12 protein-coding genes are annotated in these 17,170 nt (G+C 68.8%); 7 read left to right on the top strand and 5 right to left on the bottom strand.

Annotated elements, in window-relative coordinates; all coding sequences use genetic code 11:
• Window positions 1-14 precede the first annotated feature (14 nt).
• From KY501_RS41140 to KY501_RS41120, 5 genes are read left to right on the top strand one after another with little or no spacing between them, the layout of a single operon-like run.
• Window positions 15-284 (top strand): hypothetical protein, encoded by a 270-nt coding sequence (locus KY501_RS41140; RefSeq protein ID WP_224369394.1) that lies wholly within the window; start codon window positions 15-17, stop codon window positions 282-284.
• The gene (locus tag KY501_RS41135; RefSeq protein WP_224369393.1) at window positions 285-2,159 is read left to right on the top strand and encodes a DUF4129 domain-containing protein; all 1,875 of its coding nucleotides are present in this window, start codon (window positions 285-287) and stop codon (window positions 2,157-2,159) included. It begins immediately after the preceding gene.
• Window positions 2,152-3,444 carry a DUF4350 domain-containing protein gene (locus KY501_RS41130; protein ID WP_224369392.1) on the top strand — a complete coding sequence of 431 codons (1,293 nt, stop codon included), beginning with the start codon at window positions 2,152-2,154 and terminating at the stop codon, window positions 3,442-3,444. Before KY501_RS41135 ends, KY501_RS41130 begins: the two co-directional genes overlap by 8 nt.
• Entirely contained in the window at window positions 3,441-4,442 is a 1,002-nt protein-coding gene (locus KY501_RS41125) for an AAA family ATPase (RefSeq protein ID WP_224369391.1), read from the top strand. Before KY501_RS41130 ends, KY501_RS41125 begins: the two co-directional genes overlap by 4 nt.
• Window positions 4,439-5,746: a DUF58 domain-containing protein gene (locus tag KY501_RS41120; RefSeq protein WP_224369390.1), complete on the top strand. Its 1,308-nt coding sequence runs from the start codon at window positions 4,439-4,441 to the stop codon at window positions 5,744-5,746. Before KY501_RS41125 ends, KY501_RS41120 begins: the two co-directional genes overlap by 4 nt.
• Here KY501_RS41120 and KY501_RS41115 read toward each other — a convergent pair.
• On the bottom strand, window positions 5,724-6,734 hold the full coding sequence (locus tag KY501_RS41115; RefSeq protein ID WP_224369389.1) for a stage II sporulation protein M: 1,011 nt from the start codon (window positions 6,732-6,734) through the stop codon (window positions 5,724-5,726). The genes KY501_RS41120 and KY501_RS41115 overlap by 23 nt on opposite strands.
• A gap of 158 nt (window positions 6,735-6,892) precedes the next feature.
• Window positions 6,893-8,488 carry a bifunctional metallophosphatase/5'-nucleotidase gene (locus KY501_RS41110; protein WP_224369388.1) on the bottom strand — a complete coding sequence of 532 codons (1,596 nt, stop codon included), beginning with the start codon at window positions 8,486-8,488 and terminating at the stop codon, window positions 6,893-6,895.
• Between the two features lie 181 nt (window positions 8,489-8,669).
• Here KY501_RS41110 and KY501_RS41105 point away from each other — a divergent pair, with 181 nt between their 5' ends.
• Window positions 8,670-9,821, top strand: a complete 1,152-nt coding sequence (locus KY501_RS41105) for a hypothetical protein (protein ID WP_224369387.1) — start codon at window positions 8,670-8,672, stop codon at window positions 9,819-9,821.
• Window positions 9,822-9,851: 30 nt separating this feature from the next.
• Here the strand turns inward: KY501_RS41105 and KY501_RS41100 are convergent, their stop codons facing one another.
• Together KY501_RS41100 and KY501_RS41095 are read right to left on the bottom strand one after the other, a co-directional pair.
• Window positions 9,852-12,935 carry a cyclic nucleotide-binding domain-containing protein gene (locus KY501_RS41100; protein WP_224369386.1) on the bottom strand — a complete coding sequence of 1,028 codons (3,084 nt, stop codon included), beginning with the start codon at window positions 12,933-12,935 and terminating at the stop codon, window positions 9,852-9,854.
• Window positions 12,936-12,956: 21 nt separating this feature from the next.
• Window positions 12,957-14,153 carry a FadR/GntR family transcriptional regulator gene (locus tag KY501_RS41095; RefSeq protein WP_224369385.1) on the bottom strand — a complete coding sequence of 399 codons (1,197 nt, stop codon included), beginning with the start codon at window positions 14,151-14,153 and terminating at the stop codon, window positions 12,957-12,959.
• A gap of 121 nt (window positions 14,154-14,274) precedes the next feature.
• Here KY501_RS41095 and KY501_RS41090 point away from each other — a divergent pair, with 121 nt between their 5' ends.
• A complete protein-coding gene (locus KY501_RS41090; protein ID WP_224369384.1) occupies window positions 14,275-15,087 on the top strand; it encodes an RDD family protein in 813 nt (270 codons plus the stop codon).
• 47 nt (window positions 15,088-15,134) lie between these two features.
• Here KY501_RS41090 and KY501_RS41085 read toward each other — a convergent pair whose 3' ends face one another.
• The gene (locus tag KY501_RS41085) at window positions 15,135-17,087 is read right to left on the bottom strand and encodes an Ig-like domain-containing domain (RefSeq protein WP_224369383.1); all 1,953 of its coding nucleotides are present in this window, start codon (window positions 17,085-17,087) and stop codon (window positions 15,135-15,137) included.
• Window positions 17,088-17,170 lie beyond the last annotated feature (83 nt).

Raw genomic sequence — 17,170 nt, 5'->3', positions numbered from 1 at the left:
CGTAGGCTCTGCCCATGCTCCAGGGCTCGGGCCGCTGCCACTATCACCCGGATCGCGCGGGGCTCGGCATCTGCGTCGAGTGCCGGCGTGTCATCTGCCGCGAGTGCACCACCCAGTTCGAGGGCATCAACCGCTGCGCCAGCTGTCTGCAGAAGCGCTTGAAGGTGCTGGAGGGCCCCACGGAGCGCCGGGACTGGTCCGCAGGCAACGTGGTGCTGGCGCTGTTGAGCGGGGGCATCGTGTACGGGGGCTTCCGGCTGTTGGTAGAACTGGTGGGGCGCTGAATGGCCGTCTCCGCTCTCGAGCTGCGCCCCCGAGGCGCCATCGCCCTGCTGGATGCCGCCTTGCGGCTGTGCTCTCGCCACACCGGCGTGTGGGCACTGACGTTGCCGGGAGGAGCACTCGTCACAGCGGCCGTCCTTCACCTCACGGATGCGGTGACGCACCGCCGCGCGCTGGCGCTGCCCACGCTGTGGCTCACCCTGGCCTGGCTCTTCCGGGGCGTGCTCCAGGGCGCCACCTGCCATTACGTCCAGGAGCTGCTCCTGGGACAGAAGGAGCCCACGGCGCTCTCCAGCCTTCGCGCCGCGCTGCAGCGGATGCCTGGGCTCATCATCGCGGTGGGCTTCCTCTTCGTCTTCAACGCCGTGACGATCACCCTCTCCCTGGGGTTGGCCTTCTTCCTGCTGTCGGCGCATATCGTCGGCTACGCCGCGACGATGCAGGGCCGGGGCAATCCCCTGCGGCTGTACGGGCTGTGTGCGAAGCTGCTGGGCCCGGCGCGCAGCACCGCCACCGGGGTGCGGCTGATGCTGGGGGTCCAGGTGCTCACCTTCTTCAACCTCCACATCGCCAGCAACGTCTTCTTCATGCTGGGCCGGAAGCTGGTGGGCATCGACTTCACCTTCGCCGAGCGCTTCGCCTCGCTCGACAACCCGTCCTGGCTGATCTTCCTCGCGGCCGTCACCTTCACCCTCTTTGAGCCCATCAAGGCCGCCACCGCCACGCTGCTGTTGGTGGACGGGCGGGTGCGCCAGGAGGGGTTGGATCTGCTCGCCGCCGTCCAGCAGCTCCCGGCCCGAGGCAAGGCCCGCTCCCTCCAGTCCGCGGCGCTCGTCTTCCTGTGCGTCCTGCTCGGCGGCTCGGTGGCCAAGGCGCAGGAGTCCGAACCGGCGCCGATTCCGCGCTCGCAGCTCCGCCAGCGACTGGAGGCCGTGGCCGTGGCCTGCGAGGGCGACAGCGAGGATCTGAAAGAGGATCTCGACGCGGCGAACGCTCTGAGCGATGCCGAGGCGGCCAAGCTCCAGCGCCTGCTGCGCACGGTGGAGAACCTGGCGCAGGACGGAGAGGACTGCGAGACCGCGTCGCTCACGCTGCGGCAAGGGCTGGCGCAGGCCCGCGAGACGGCCGCCCTGGAGAAGGCCGCCCCGGATGCCCGAGCCGCCTCGGCCCGAGCCCGGGAGATCCTCGCGCGGCCGGAGTTCTCGGATTTCATTCCCCCGGCGGACGCGAAGGCTCCGCCCGAGGAAGAGGTTCCGGATACGTCCCCGAGCTTGTGGAAGCGCTTCATCGACTGGCTGGGCGAGCAGTTGAAGAAGCTCTTCGAGCGGGACCGGGATTCCAGCCCACCACCCGCGAACTTCACGGGGGTGAGCGGCGCGAACGCGGCCAATGTGCTGGTGGTGCTCGTCATCGGAGTGGTGTTGGCGGTGCTGGCCACCGTGCTGCTGCGCGCGCTGGGCCGGAGACAGAAGGACGAGAGCGCGCAGCTCGAGGTGAGCACGCTGGACTCCACGGCGCTCGCACAGGATCCCATGAGTGCCCTGTCCCGCCCTCCCGAGGGTTGGGCCCACCTGGCCGACGAGCTGGCGGCGCGGGGGGAGTACCGCGAGGCGGTGCGCAGCCTCTACCTGGCCCTGCTGTCCCGGCTGCACCGGGATGGGGCCATTCTCTACGACTCGACGCTGAGCAACTGGGACTACCTGCGCACGTTCAAGGGCCGCCGCGAGTGGCTGGCTCCTTTCCGCGAGCTGACGCGGCGCTTCGACTTCGCCTGGTACGGCAACCTGCCGGTGGGGGCCGATGGCTATCAGGCCTTCCGCACCCTCACCGAGCCGCTGCTCACGGCCCCCGCCCAGCCGGAGGCCGCCGGTGCGTGATCGCTTCCCGATGCTCGTGGTGGGCGGGCTGGTGCTCGCCGTCATCCTGGGCAACTTCCTGCTGAGGGGGGCCTCGCGCGGAGGCTTCGCGGACACGCTGTCCACCTACCGGGCCTCGGAGAACGGGGCGCGAGCGCTGTACCTGCTGGCCCAGGAGAGCGGGCTGCCCGTGGTCCGGCGCTCCGCGGATCTCCAGGTGATGGATGAGCAGTCCAGCGCCACGATGATCCTGCTGGCGGTGGAGGTGGAGGGTGCGCGCGAGGACGATCTGGACGAGACGCTGCTGGCCACCGAGCGCGACGCCGGGCTGGCGGACGAGGACGTGCCCCACGAGGGCTTCAACGCCCTGAACGCCCAGGAGCTCAGCGACGACGAGCGGGAGAAGCTGCTCACGTACGTGAAGTCCGGACACCGGCTGGTGTACGTGCCGTGGGGCTCTCGGGAGAACCCGCTGCTGGATGCCCTGGAGGTGAAGCTGTCCAAGGTGGACACCACGCTGCCCATGCGCACGCTCGTGCCGCCCATGCCCACGCCGTACACGCTGGGCGTGGAGCGCGTGGAGGCCAAGGTGCAGGCCTTCCTGGAGCTGCCCTCCAGCGCGGTGCCAGTGCTGCAGGACGCGCAATTGGAGCGCACGGTGGCGGCAGTGGTGCCGTATGGCCTGGGACAGGTGCTGGTGGTGGGGTCGCCCGAGCTGGCGATGAACCAGGCGCTCGGGCGCGCGGACAACGCGCAGTTCTGGCTGAGCGCCCTGCGTGCCCTGGGTTCGGGGCCCTACGAGTTCAGCGAGTTCCACCACGGCTTCACCAACGAGCGCTCCATCGTGGACTTCGCCCGGCGCTACGGCCTGCACTTCGCCATCGCGCAGCTGCTGCTGGGCGTGGCGCTGTGGTCCATCTCGCTCAAGCGCTTCGGCCGGCCGCACCCGCCTCCGGAGTCGGCCCGTGTGGGCGCTACGGACGCCCTCTTCGCCATGAGCCGCCTCTACCGCGAGGGCCACCACCACGCGTTCGCCGCCGGCCTCATCGCCAAGGGGCTGACGCAGGAACTGGCGCTATACGCCGGGCTGCCCGCGCACTCCCCTGCCCCGGCCGTGGCCACGGGGCTCCAGGCACGAGGGCGGGAGGATCTATCCCAGGCCCTGCGCGCCATCGTCCGACGCTCGGAGGAGACTCAGAGCGACAGGGATCTCCAGCAGCTGGCGGCTCGGGCCGCTGAGCTGCGCAACCGCATCCACCCCACCGGGCCCGCCCACACGCCCGCCGCATCCGTCGAGGAGTCATGAACGTCCCTCCCGTTCCCGCCCCTTCCTTCAATCTGCCGGCCAACGCCGTGCAGGCCGCCAACACGATCCGCGAAGGCGTGCTGAACGAGGTGCGCAAGGCCGTCGTCGGCCAGGACGAGGCGCTGGAGCTGATGCTCTGCGGCCTCATCGCCGGCGGCCACGTGTTGTTGGAGGGAGTGCCCGGCGTGGCCAAGACGCTGATGGCCAAGGCCCTGGCGCGCAGTGTCAACGCGGACTTCAAGCGCATCCAATTCACGCCGGACCTGATGCCGGCGGACATCCTGGGCACGAGCATCTTCGATCTGAAGACGCAGGCCTTCGTGCTGGTGCGCGGCCCCATCTTCACGGACCTGCTGCTGGCGGACGAGATCAACCGTGCTCCGGCGAAGACACAGTCCGCGCTGCTGGAGGCGATGCAGGAGCGCAGCGTGTCGCTGGAGGGGCGCAACATTGCCCTCTCGCCGCTCTTCACGGTGTTCGCTACGCAGAACCCGGTGGAGTCCGAGGGCACCTACCCGCTGCCCGAGGCGCAGCTGGATCGCTTCCTCTTCAAGATCGAGGTGGGCTACCCCGCGCCCGAGGAGGAGGACGCCATCCTCGCCTCGGTGCACCGAGGCTTCGACGCGGGAGACCTGGCCCGAGCGGGCGTGGGGGCAGCGGTGACGAAGGACGGGCTGATCGGGGCTCGCGCCGCGCTGAACGAGGTGACGGTGGAGCCGCCGGTGCTGGGCTACATCCGCAAGCTGGTGTCGGCCACGCGCACCTCCAGCCGCATCCGACTGGGCGCGGGGCCTCGCGCGGGAGTGCACCTGCTGATGGCGGCCAAGGCGCTGGCGGCGCTGCGGGGCCGAGGCTTCGTCACGCCGGATGACGTGCGTTTCCTGGCGGGCCCGGTGCTCAAGCATCGGCTGTTGCTGTCTCCGGACGCGGAGCTGGACGGGGCCACGCCCACGGATGTGCTGCGCGAGGTGGTGCAGTCCGTCGAGGTTCCCCGGTGATTCCCAGCACGCGCCTGTGGGCGCTGCTCGCCCTGCTGTCGCTGCCAATGATGGCGGCGGGCTTCTTCCCGGGGATGGGCGGGCTCGTGGTGGCGCTGGATGTGCTCGTCATCGGGCTGGCCGCGGTGGATCTGGCGTTGGCCCGCCGGGTGCGGCTGGCAGTGCACCGGCACCTGCCGAGCAAGCTGTCCGTGGGAGTGCCGAACCGGATCGAGGTGCAGCTCATCCACCGCTCCAACCAGGCCGTGCAGGTGCGCGTCCGGGATGACGTTCCGGAGGCCTTCTCGGCCACGCCGGAGGAGGCACCGCTCAGCCTGCCTCCCCAGAGTCAGACGCGCTGGGTCTACAAGGTGACGCCCTCCAAGCGCGGCAAGTTCTCCTTCGGGGACGTGCACGTGCGGGTGAAGGGGCCGATGGGGCTCGTCTACGATGAGCGCTCGTTCAAGGAGAGCCACAGCGCCTCGGTGTTCCCGGATCTGCGAGGCGCCAGCCGGCTGCTGCTCTCGGGCGCGGCGTTGGACCTGGTGAACCTGGGATTGCGGCAGTTGCGGCGGGATGGCCAGGGGAGCGAGTTCGCCCGTTTGCGTGACTATGCGCAGGGAGACTCGGTACGCGAGGTGGACTGGAAGGCCACGGCCCGCCGAGGCAAGCCTGTCACGCGGGTGATGGAGTCCGAGCGCTCGCAGTCCCTGCTCATCTGCGTGGATGCGGGGCGCTCGATGGCCGCGCAGGTGGATGGGCTCACGAAGCTGGACCATGCGGTGAACGCGGCGCTCTTCCTGGCGTTCGTGGCGGTGCGCAACGGCGATCGCGTGGGGCTGGTCGTGTTCGCGGACGGGGTGAAGACGTACCTGCCCCCGGCGGCCGGGCGAGGCCAGTACCGGAAGATCGTGGACGCGCTGTACTCGGCGACTCCGAGCCTCACCTATGTGGACTACCTGGCGCTCTTCAAGGAGCTGAACGTCCGGCTCACTCGGCGCAGCCTGCTGTGCGTCTTCACGGACTTCCTGGACGAGGAGCAGGCCTCCACGATGATCGATCCGCTGCACCGGCTGGCGCGGCGACACGTGCCGCTGTGTCTCTCGGTGAAGGACACGGCGCTGCTGGGGCTGCTGCGCCAGGCTCCTCCCGGACCGGAGGAGGCCTTCCAGCACGCGGTGGCCTCAGAGCTGCTCGCTGACCGGGAGATGCTCAAGGCGAAGGTAAGCATGGGCGGCGTGCAGATGATCGACGTGCAGCCGGACGAGCTGAGCCTGGCTGCCGTCAACCGCTACCTGGACATCAAGGCGCGCGGAGTGCTGTAGCCCCCTCCCCGGCCCTCGCGCGCAGGAAGTCCGAGCCCAGGTACGCGTAGACGCCCGTGCCCACCGCCAGCGCGAACGAGATCTTGAAGGCCACTGACAGCTTCGGCGGGTGGATCTGCGACACCGTGCCTTCGATGAAGCCCGCGAGCACGAAGAGCGCCAGCGTGCCGAACAGCAGCTTCACCGCCGTCACCGCCTCCTGACGCAGCGCCATGCCCCGAGGCAGTCCCTTCGGCGCCGCCAGCCCCCGAGCGATCACCAGCCCCGCGGCTCCCGCGATGCAGATGGCGGTGATCTCGGGGATGCCGTGGGGAAGGATCCACGCCCAGAACCAGCCCGCCATGCCCTTCGCCGTGTAGACCTGGGCCAGCGCTCCCAGGAACAGCCCGTTGACGAAGAGCATCAACGCCGTGCCGATCCCCACGGTGATGCCCAGCGCGAACGCCAGGAACGCCACCTGGATGTTGTGCGTGAAGAGGAACGCGGAGAAGTTGGCCTGCTCCTCCACCGACATCCCCTCGCCCTTGGCCTCCTTTTCGGCGCGCTCAACCGGATCGAGCTTCAGGTGATCCTCGGGCACCAGGTAGTGCGCGGCGTTCGGGTCCATCACCATCCCCACGTAGCCGAAGCCCGTGCCCGCCAGCAGCATCAGCACCGACGCCACGTACATGCGCCACTCGCGCCGCATCAATGCCGGGAAGCCTCGCGAGACGAAGCCCCACACATCCGCGAACCGCGGGCGCTTGCCCGGATACGTGATCGCATAGGCCCGCCCGACCAGATCATTCAGGTACGCGCTCACTTCCGCGGAACCACTGCGCGCTCGCACCCACAGGAGATCGCTCGACACGGCGCGGTACATCTTCCCCAAGGATCGGGCCTCTTCGATGCTGAGCCCCGCCAGCCCCGCGAACTCGGCCTTGTCGAGCAGGGACTCCAGCCTCTCCCACCGGGGGCGCCGCGTCTCGATGAACTCAGCCACTTCCATGTGCTCGACTCCCGCCCAGGCCGTGATGTCTGGAGAGAATACCAAATCTGGCCCTCCGGGACCGCGTCCTGACGGCCGGGCTCCGGGCATGAAAAAGGGCGGGCCCTGATACCGGGTCCCGCCCCTCTTTGCTTCGAGCGAGAGCGCTCGCCTCGAGACTACTTGGGCAGCGACTTCTCCAGCGGCTTGGCCTCGGTGGACTTCAGCTTCTGCGTCCACTCGACGACGGGCGTCTGCCACGCCATGCCGGTCTCCGTCGGGTCCGGAGCGATCTTCTCGAACTCGAAGCCATCACCGCCGAAGTAGAGGTACTCGACGGTGCCCACCGTGTACTCCTTCTTCGGATCCAGCGGCTTGCCCTTGGCGTCCTTGAACTTGCCCTTGCCCGCGGCGGTGACACCCGAGAGGAGCGCCTCCGGGTTGGCCAGCTGCGCCGCCAGGTCCGCGCCCTTCACCTTCAGGAGCATCAGCGAGTTCTCGTACGGCAGCACCGAGTAGACGCTGCCCACGGTGATGGGGCCCACGGGCAGATCCTGGCGGATGCCCTTGCGGTTCAGCACGACCACGTCCGCGCCGAGCGCCTCGCGCATCGAGCCCGCCACCCAGCGAGCCATCTCCGGCGTCCCCTGCTTGATGCCCTTCTTGGTGAAGCCCACCTGCTCGCCCAGCTTCTGATCGAGCTGCGCCTTCGCATCGCCAATGGCCTTCACCGTCTCGGGATCCGGCGTCGCACCGGCGCCCTCGACGTCCACCAGCTTCGTCTCGATGCCGGTGACCTTCTCGCCCGCCGGCTTGGAGGGATCGAAGGTGATGCGGGCGCGCAGGTACTTCTCCAGCCCGCGGGCCATCGAGACGACCTGCGTGTCACCCACCTTGGTGTCGATCTGCGTGGGGCAGCGGCCGCCGGCCACCAGCGCCACCTTCCAGTCCGCGTGCTTCTCGAGCGTCGGCTGCAGGTCCGTGGGGCAGATGTCGGCCAGCACCACCACCACGTCAGCGCCGGCCTTGCGCGCCTCGGGAATCGCGCTCGCGAGCGCCTCCTCGGTACCCACCAGATCCAGGCCCTCGGCGCGCCCGGCCATCGCGGACGTCACGGTCTTCGGCGAAGTCAGCCCCACCACGCCCACCTTGAGGCCCTTGCGGTCGAACACCTTGAAGGCCGGCAGCTCCAGGCCCTTGGCCAGCGAGGGATCCTTCACCTTCAGGTTGGCGGCCAGGAACGGGAACTGGCCGATCTCCGCGTTCTTGAGGAACTGCTCGCGGCCGAAGTCCAGCTCGTGGTTGCCCAGCGCCGAGGCGGCATAGCCCATGCGCGCCATCACCGCCGCCGTCGGCTGCCCGAGGAAGAAGGACGAGAGCGCCGGGCCATTCCAGTGGTCGCCCGTGGCGAGCGCCAGCGTGGTGGAATCCGCACACGAGGCCTGGCCATCCGCCTTCACCGGGCCGGGGCAGTGCTTGTCCTCGGCCACCCAGCGGCCCAGCGTCTCGGCGGCGCCGCCCTTGCTCTGGCCGCCCTCACCCGCCGGCGCCAGTTGGCCTCCCAGGCCGCCGGTGATGAGCAGCGTCACCACGGAGGGCTCGGGCGGCTTGGGCGGGGCCTTGTTGGCCTCGGGGGCCTTCTCCGGGGGAGGTGCGGGCGGAGTGCCCTTGTCACAGGCCGCCAGGCCCGCGAGCAGCGCGACGGCCACGGCCGCGCGCAGGGACAGCGAGGAAGACTCACGACAAGAGAGGGCTCGGGAAGAGATCGGGCTCACGGGCGCGCCTCTAGCACATTCCCCGGGGGCCAGACAGGTTCAGAGCGCTCCCCATCGCTTGTGTTACGGTTCCGGGGTGTCGAACAGGAACAGCGGGGACACGCACAGCCAGTCCTGGGATACCCAGGAGTCCCAGGCTCGCGGCGAAAGTACCTCTCCGAGTGAATCCCTGGCACACGCCATGTGGGACAACGTACGCAGCGGCGCGACCCACTTCCAGCAGCGGAAGCTCCCGCCACCGGGGCATCCGGTTCGGCAGTTCTTTCACGGGCTGGCGTTGCCGTTCCACCTGCACCGCGCGCTGTGGGCGGATCCCGCGGCGCGGCGGCGGTACCTGCGGGTGGGAATCTTCCAGAGCCTGGTCATCCTCGCGCTCGCGTTCAGCTGCCATCGCACGATCGATAAGACGGCGGATGTCGCCAAGGAGCACGGCGTACAGGTGGAGCGCGAGGAGCAGGACATCCACATCGAGCTGCCCTTCGACGACGAGAACGGTGAGGACGAGGACACAGACACGCCTCGGGCCCGGTCTGGGAGCAGCGGCAAAACGGCGCACGTGGTGACGGTGAAGACCCGCCCCAACGACGATGAGGCTCGAGCCACCTCCAAGGGATTCCTCGCACGCAGTCTCGAGTTCTGGGCGGCGCTGTTCGCGGTGATACAGGTGGCCCAGTGGTTCGTCATCGCCCTCTCGCGGGACTACCACGATGCCATCTCTCGGGACGCCAGCCTCCTCACCGGGCTCGAGCCGGAGGATCCGCCCATGACGCCGCGCGTGCGGCTGGACCTCAAGTGGGTGCGCAACAAGTTCTCGCGCCGCATCCGCGCCTTCACCGTCTTCATCGTGGGGGTGCCGGTGCTCTACGTACTCTCGCTGCCCCTGCCCTTCCGGCACCAGATTGCCTCGGTGCTCATCTCGGCCTGGAGCGCCTACTGGCTCGTGGTGTTCACCACCGCCAAGAGCGCCCATGCCTGGACGAACAGCGAGGCGGGTCCTCCCTGGTTCTTGCGAGGATGGAAGTGGCTCACCACCCGGGTCCCCGGCTTCCGGTGGGGGCTGCTCCAGGGCTGGGGACGCTTCTGGGAGAGGCGCACCCGCTCCGTCTTCCCGCCCGCGGCCGAGATGGAGAAGCAGCCCTGGGCCTTCGCGGGGCTCACGGTGACTCGAACGCTGTCGATGGTCCCGCTGGTGAAGTGCTTCCTGCGCCCGCTCATCCCGGTGGCCGCGGCGCACCTGTTGGTCTCGAGGCGCATCGCGGACGGAGCTTCCGTGGCGGAGGCCTCCGCGCTCCCAGTCCCGCCCAGATCGAGCGAGGCCCCCCTCAAGGATTGAGGCCCTGCTGTCCTCGGAGCACCTGGGCGCTCACGACTTGTCGATGGGAACCTCACCCGTGGGTGGAGGCACCTGATCGGCCTGGGTGTTGCCCACCTCGAGCAGCTCGCCACTCTGGCGGGTGGCAGGGAGATCGATGAGGGTCCGCAGCTGCTGGCTCACCGCGCGGAAGAAGCCGGTGAGCAGCTCCGGGCGATCGGCGAGCAGATCGAGGAAGTCCCGGCGGTCGATGACGAGCACACGCGTGTCCTCCACCGCGACGACTTCGGTGGGCCGCGGCGCGCCGTCGAGCAGGCTCACGTCCCCAAAGGTCTCCTTGGCCTGGCTGCGCAGCACGTGCTCGCCGTCGCGGAAGTGGTCCACCACGCCCTCGACGATGACGTAGAGCGCGTCTCCGGGATCGCCCTGGCTGAAGATGCGCTCGCCGACGCGGAAGCGGACTTCCTTGGCCACCGCCGCCACCGCGGCGATGTCGTCCACATCGCTCTGGGAGAAGACGCTGACGCCCTCGAGCGCGAACATCTTCTGCACGGTCCCTTCACTCATGTCGTTCTCCTGCGGAGACGGTACGACCAGGGAGCTCAGACGCTGCGTCACATGGCGCGCGCAAGCGCGAAGCACCACATCCTCGCTCTGGACGAGCACCTCCAGGTGAGATTCCAGACGCCCCAACGCACCTGGAGGGAGCTCGCGGTGATGGGCCTCGATCTGCTCCATGACGAGCTCGCGATCCTCCTCGGCGACGAGGGCATCCATCAGCTCCAGTGCATAGGCCCTGCGGCGCGGGTCCTTGCCCACCAGGTGCTGGTGCACGCGCCGCATCGTCTGCGGGGTGTAGAGCAGCCCGAGCAGGAAGAAGGACAGCTCCAGCGCCTGGTCCAGCCGGTCGCCCACGGCGCGCGTGAGCAGCGAGCTGTCCCCCAGCGCCACGCGCAGATCCCGGAAGGCCTGCACCAGCGAGCGGTACGTCTCCCGGCGCCGGCCGATCGCCTCGCGCACACGCGCCACGTCCACCTCGTACTCGGGGTGCTCGTCACGCAGGCGAGACATCTCCGCGCCGATGCGGAAATGCAGGAAGGCATCGTCCTGCACGTTGGAGAAGAGGAACGCGTGGAGCGCATCCTGGGTACCGATGAGGCGCAGCACGCGCGGCAGTTGCAGCCGCTGAGCCAACGGGGCGGAACGGTTGTTGAGGGTGACTTCCAGCAGGGGCATCACCCGGTCGCCCAGCGCCGCGAGGGCATTGCGCGCCGTGCGCCGCTCCTCGCGCCAGGTGAGAAAGGTCAGCAGCCGCGGCGCCAGCTCCAGATAGCCGCCGACGCCTGCCGCGTCGATGGCCACGCGACGCACGGAGAGGTCCGGATCTGCGAGATATCGCGCCAGCGGCTGCGCGAACCGAGCATCCTTGAGGCGTCCGAGCAGCTTGGAGACCTCGCGCCTCTCGGCCACGGGGGCCTGGGCGCCGCGGGCCAGCAGCTCGCTGAGCGAGGCCAGGGCCTCGCTGTTGCCCTGGGTATGCAGGAGGGCACCGATGGCCGCACAGCGCAGACCAATGTCCGGACTGTCCAGGAGCGAGGGTAGCAACCGGTCAGCCCGATCTGGAGACAGGCGAGCCAGGGCCCACACGGCCTGGTCCCTGGGGCGCCGCGGGCCAGACTCCACGAGCCGCTCGAGGGTGGGCGCCGTCTCATGGGCTTCCAGCTTCAGCGCCAGTTCCACGCCGCGCTCCACCACCCGCTCATTGGGGTGGGCGAGCAGCGCGGCCAGGTGGGGCCGGAGCGGCACCTCGGCCTGAGACATCAGGTCGACAGCGCGCAGAACGCGCTCCGGAGTGCTGGCGGCCAGCGAGTCCACGAGCAGCTTCTGCGTCTCGCCGCCCACCTGGACCTCATCCTCGACGGGGGCGCCAACCTGCTCCTCGAGCGCCTCCACATAGGCGGGCTTGAGCCGGAACAGCAGCACGCCGAGCGCCATGCACAACCCGACCACGGCCACGGCCATGGTGGTGCCCGTGGCAGCCCGGCCCGCGCCGATGAGCAGCACACCCGCGAGCACCACGCCACCCTTGCGCAGCAGACCGTCGACGGCGGCGCGCATGGCCTCGCGCTGCTCATCCGGCACGGCCGCGTAGAGCAGTTGGATGCCCACGGGAAGGATGGAATAGCTGACCGCCGTCTCCACCAACCGCAACAGGTGGACAGGCCACAGCTCATGGGTGACGAGCGTGGCGGCGGCCAACGGCCCGAGCACCAGCGGCACGAGCGCCAGGTAGCGCAGCAGCCCGAGCTTCCCCAGCAGCCGCTGAGCCACCAGCAGTTGGAAGCCGACGCAGAACAGGCCGATCCACAGCTGCAGCGAGCCAAACAGCGCCGCCAGCCCATCCTCGCTCAGCGTGCCCTCGACGCGCAGGCGGAACAGGTAGTCCACGAAGGAAGACAGCACGGCGAAGGCAATGCCCAGCGCGCCCAGCACCTGGGCGTAGGGGCTCTGGGCGAAGTAGATCCAGGGCTCGGCCGTCATGGCGGCGTGCCGGGAACGAGCGGGCATGGCCACCGCGCCCGTGTGGAAGCGGAAGACGATACCGGCGATGAACAGTCCCACCGCGCCGCTGGCCACGACCACCGGAGTGCCGAGCCGCTCGGCCATGGCCTTCACGAGCAGTCCGCCGACGATGCCTCCGCCCATGCCGAAGCCATTGAGCGCGGTGAAGGCGCGCCGGGCCTCACGAGCATCGAATGCGGCCGACATCCGTCCCCAGAACCGCAGGGACACGAACGTGGTGAAGGCATCCACGAAGAGGTAGAGCGCGATGGCCGGCAGACGCTGGCCCGCGGAGACGCCGGCGGCCAGTCCCAGGGTGATGAGGCTCGCCACGGCGGTGAGCACGCCGGGAGACTCAGTGGGCGAGTCCGGGCGTGGACGAGGCAACACGGTGAGTGCAGCCGTGAGCAACGCACCGACCAGATAGAGATAGGGCAGCGCCTGGGACTCGAAGCGCGACAAGACCAGCGCGTTCGCAGCCGTCTTCAGCTGCGTCACGCCGGCAATGAGGGCGAACTGAAAGGTCGCCGCGGGCCACAGGCGCTGGCCCCAGGAAGACTCGGATTCGGCCACGATAGGAGGACGCAGCCTAACCTATGAATGGGACTTTCCGGAATGATGCTCCCCTGCCCCCCGGTCAGGCGACGGTTCTCCCTCAGGATGGAGCCCCAAGACACACCGTTCGCCCGTTGGCTCCTGCGAATCCCCGGAGCCTGAGCCAGGATGGGCTTCAGCGCGTTCGGAAGAACGAGCCGCCAAGGCCAGGAAAAGGGTGGGCGGAGCGCCATTCCTCTCGAGGAGAACCGTGCTGGCAGAGAGTAGACCGGGTGGATGCGCACTGCGTTCAAGGCTGCCGAAGGTCCCCTGAAACCCGCCAGCAGAGGGCGAGACCGATGAGTCCGCAGGCGCGCTCCGGCTCGGCATGGGGGACACAGACGCGGGCTCCACGTCTTGAATCGGGAGCCCCCCTGTCGGCCGAGCGGGTTGCGAACTGGTATGGCCAGCATACCAGTCGGCGGCGGTCTCGCCGGACAGGGGCACCTCCACGGGCGTGGCGGGGGACGCGGGTTCCATGTGCGCATCGCTGACAGGAGCCAGGCGGTCGAGCATCGGCCCATCCACCGCCTTCAGCAGTGCCGGCAGCTCCCGACGCACCAACTGGGCGTCGCGGTCGACCAACGCGTCGAACACGAACATGGCCCATTCTCGGACAGCCTCCGCTTGCAGGGCGGGCAGCACGCTCTCGGCCACGCCCCAGAAGGCCTTCTCCAATGTGACGATGAGCAGCATGTGGCCGGGACGGTCCGCAGCTCGGGCTGCCAACCTCAGCAATTCGAACTCTCGCTGCGCCCACCTCCGGGGCTCCTCCTGCCAGCGCGCGTCATCCCTGAGCACAAAGCTGGCACTCTTGAGCAGCTCCACGTCTTGCGGACTGGCGTGTTCGCAGCAGGCCGCCAGCAACTCCACTGTCACCTCTCGTTTCAGGGAGAAGTAGCCCTCCAGCAGATACCGGCGGTCCAGGTCCGTGCGCCCCTCGGGCAGCAACAGCTTCAGGCTCTCGAGGGACAGGGCCTCACCGAGTCCCACCGTGCGACTCTGGCGCCCAGGGTGTTGGACGATGAGTCCTCGGGCCGCCAGCCCCTGCAGCGCTCCACGGATGGTGGTGCGCGACACCCCATAGCGTTTGGCCATCACCCGCTCGGACGGCAGCGTGTCCTTGGGCATATGGCCCAGCGCAATCAGCCGCTCCAACTGCTCCGACACCCGTGCCACGAGCCCCTTGTGTTCCATCCCCGCCACCCTCCTCGTTACAAGACTCTTCCATCCAAGCAGAGGCCTCTGACAGCGAGCCTGGCGCTTGCCGGTCGAGCGGTGCTCTCGAGAATCACGAACGTTGATCTAGACTGGGGAAGTGACGCCCGCTTCCGACACGCTGCTCGACAGCAGCCACACCGTCCTCACTCCCGAGTACGTGGAGTTCCGCTTCACCCTCGCGGGCATCTACTCGCGCTTCCTCGCCTGGCTGCTGGACTCGATCCTGGTGATGATGGGCACAGGGGTGGTGCTGGCGATCCTCAACATCGCGATGATGGCCTTCCCAGGCTTCGCCAGCGCGCTCAGCCTGGTCATCTACTTCCTGGTGGACTGGGGCTACGGCATCGGGCTGGAGACGGCCTGGAGCGGGCAGACGGTCGGCAAGCGCGTCATGTCCCTGCGGGTCATCCAGGAGAGTGGAGTCCGCATCGGCTTCTACCACGCGGCACTGCGCAACCTGGTCCGCCCGGTGGACCGGCTCCCCCTGTTCTACCTGGTAGGCGGCATCACCGCTCTCGTGTCCCGCTCGCACCAGCGGCTGGGAGACATGCTCGCGGGCACCATCGTCGTGCGCGAGCGCCGGCTCAAGGTGCCCTCCGCGCTGGGGACCACCGGCGAGGAGGGACTGCTGGCCGATCCCCTCTTCGTCGCCCGGGTGAAGAAGCTCTCCACCGAGGAGCGCGAGGTCATCCTCTCGGCCGCCCTGCGCCGCGAGGAGCTGCGCATGGAGGCCCGGCTCCAGCTCTTCTCCGCGCTCGGAGCCCGGCTCCAGGAGGCGCTGGCCATGGAGAAGCCGGCCCACCTCTCGGATGAGAAGTGGACGCTGCTGGTGGCCGCGGCCCTGGTGCCCCCACAGAACGCGAGGGCGAAGCTCCCCAGGTCCCGCCCACGCGCCTCGCTGAGCGCCTGAGCACCCGAGCCCGGCCCGCCGTTTCGGGCAGACCGGGCGGGCGGGGCTCAGTATCCATTCTCGATGATGAGGCGGTACTTCGACTCGGAGAACGGGCCGCTGCGCACCTGCAACACCGTGGCGGCGGGGGTCTGGAAGATGGCCCGGTGCGTGATGCCGGTGCACGGCGACCGCACGGCGGCCTTGCTCACGACGATCGGCGAGTTGGGGTAGGCAGGATCAGCGATCGTCAGGTCGATGTCGCGATCCATGAACGCGGTATAGGAGTAGAGCGTCGGCAACTGCAGCTTGGTGTAGCCCGTGTAGCTGGTACCGTTGCTGGGCAGCGTCAGCTCGTAGCGCGTGTGCACCTGATCCGTCGTGGGCGAGGAGGCGGAGTAGGTCGCCGTGGCGGCAATGGCGATGGGCGTCAGGGTCAGCGCATGCTCGCAGGCGTGGTTGAGCAGCGGGAAGTTGGGCAGCGTCTGGAAGTCCAGGTGCCCATCTCCCAGCACGGGTACGGCCGGGTCCAGCGTGTTGCCAGCCAGATCCTTCAGCTGGGTGAGGTCCATGTAGTACCCGAAGTAGTCGTCGATGAGCGGCAACTGGTTCGGCGCCGGCGGGTAGACGGTCACGGTCAGCGTCCGCTGATCGGCGGACCAGACGCCGTCGAGGATGCGGGAGTTGTACGGGCTGCCCGACTCGTGCAGCGTCACGCGCGTAACGGAGGCGTTCATCTTCTCGCTGAACTGGAAGGTGAAGATCTTGCGCCAGGCCGTCGGCGGGTTGCCGCCGGTGACGTACACCTCCAGCGGGTAGATCTGCTCGCCCTCGGCCGGGTTGGAGCTGATCACGTAGGGCTTCACGGTGTCTGCCCCAGTACCAAACGTGAGCGCCCCATCACCGAGGTACGGCGTGCCGTTGAGAGCATTGGCCGACTTGTCCTTGAAGCCCGTGAGGACCACGCGCACCGCGGCGCTGTAGCTCAACTTGAACTGCACGTCGTAGGTGACGTTGAACCCATCACTGGACCACACCGGGGTGAGCGTCTCCGTCCTCGTCCCATTCTGGTACAGGTCGGCCTTGCCCTGCGTCTTGTCCATGGGCTCGCTGAAGGTGATCACCACGTACTGGGTGTTCTCGGGGAGCACCCCGGTGGCCCCCTCCGTCGGGCTGCCCGATACCACCGTGGGAGGCGTTACGTCCGGCCCGGTGCCGAAGTTCAGCGTGCCGTCTCCCAGGTACTGCGTCCCATCCAGCGCCTTGCCATTGATGTTGCGGAAGCCGTTGAGCTTCACCGTGTAGTTGGCGTTGTAGACGAGCGCGCTCGTGATGATGCCGGTGATGACCTGGTTGCCCGTCCAGGAGACCTCTCCCAGCGTGAGGCCGCTGCCCGGCACGAGCGTGCCCGCGGTGACGTCCATGGGCTCGTTGAAGGTGAAGGACACCTGCGTGGTGTTGGTCGGCACGCTGGCGGCGCCCTCGGCCGGCGAGGCCGCGGTGACGCGAGGAGGCATGCCGTCGCTCACCGTGAAGCTGAAGGTGACCAGGCCCTGCATGGGGTTGCCGGCCACGTCCGCGAAGCTGCTGATGTTGACCGTCAGCTTCGCCTTGAGCGGCAACCCGGACGGGAACTGGAAGGTGACCTTCTTCTTCGAGAGGTCCCAGTCCTGAGTCCGTGCGGTGAACAGGCCGTTGTTCGGCAACCCCGTGCTCGGGATGATCTGGATCGTCCCGCGATCCGTCTGCATCGCCTCGCTGAAGGACACCTCGATGAAGCTCTCCGGAGCGACTCCCGTCTCTCCGTCACTCGGCGAGAACGACAGCACGGTGGGCCTCACCAGGTCGACCGACCCCGCATCCGGCTTGGGACCCGCGTCCGGCGGCCCCGCATCCGGGGGTGGCGGAGGCGGAGGCGGCGTACCCGCGTCAGGCTCGGGGTCATCCCCACCGCCGCAGCCCGTGGACAGCGGCAGGGCGAAGCAGACGGCGCACAGGACCAGGACGGATAGACGACGCATGGCGGTTCCACTCCTCGCAGCGGGCCGGGAACCCCGCACGGAGGCTGTGGAGGCAGACACCCGGCGCCCGGCGGCACCCTACC

This window comes from Hyalangium versicolor, assembly GCF_020103695.1.
GTDB classification, from domain to species: Bacteria; Myxococcota; Myxococcia; order Myxococcales; family Myxococcaceae; genus Hyalangium; species Hyalangium versicolor.
This window is presented reverse-complemented; position numbering and strand designations above follow the sequence as displayed.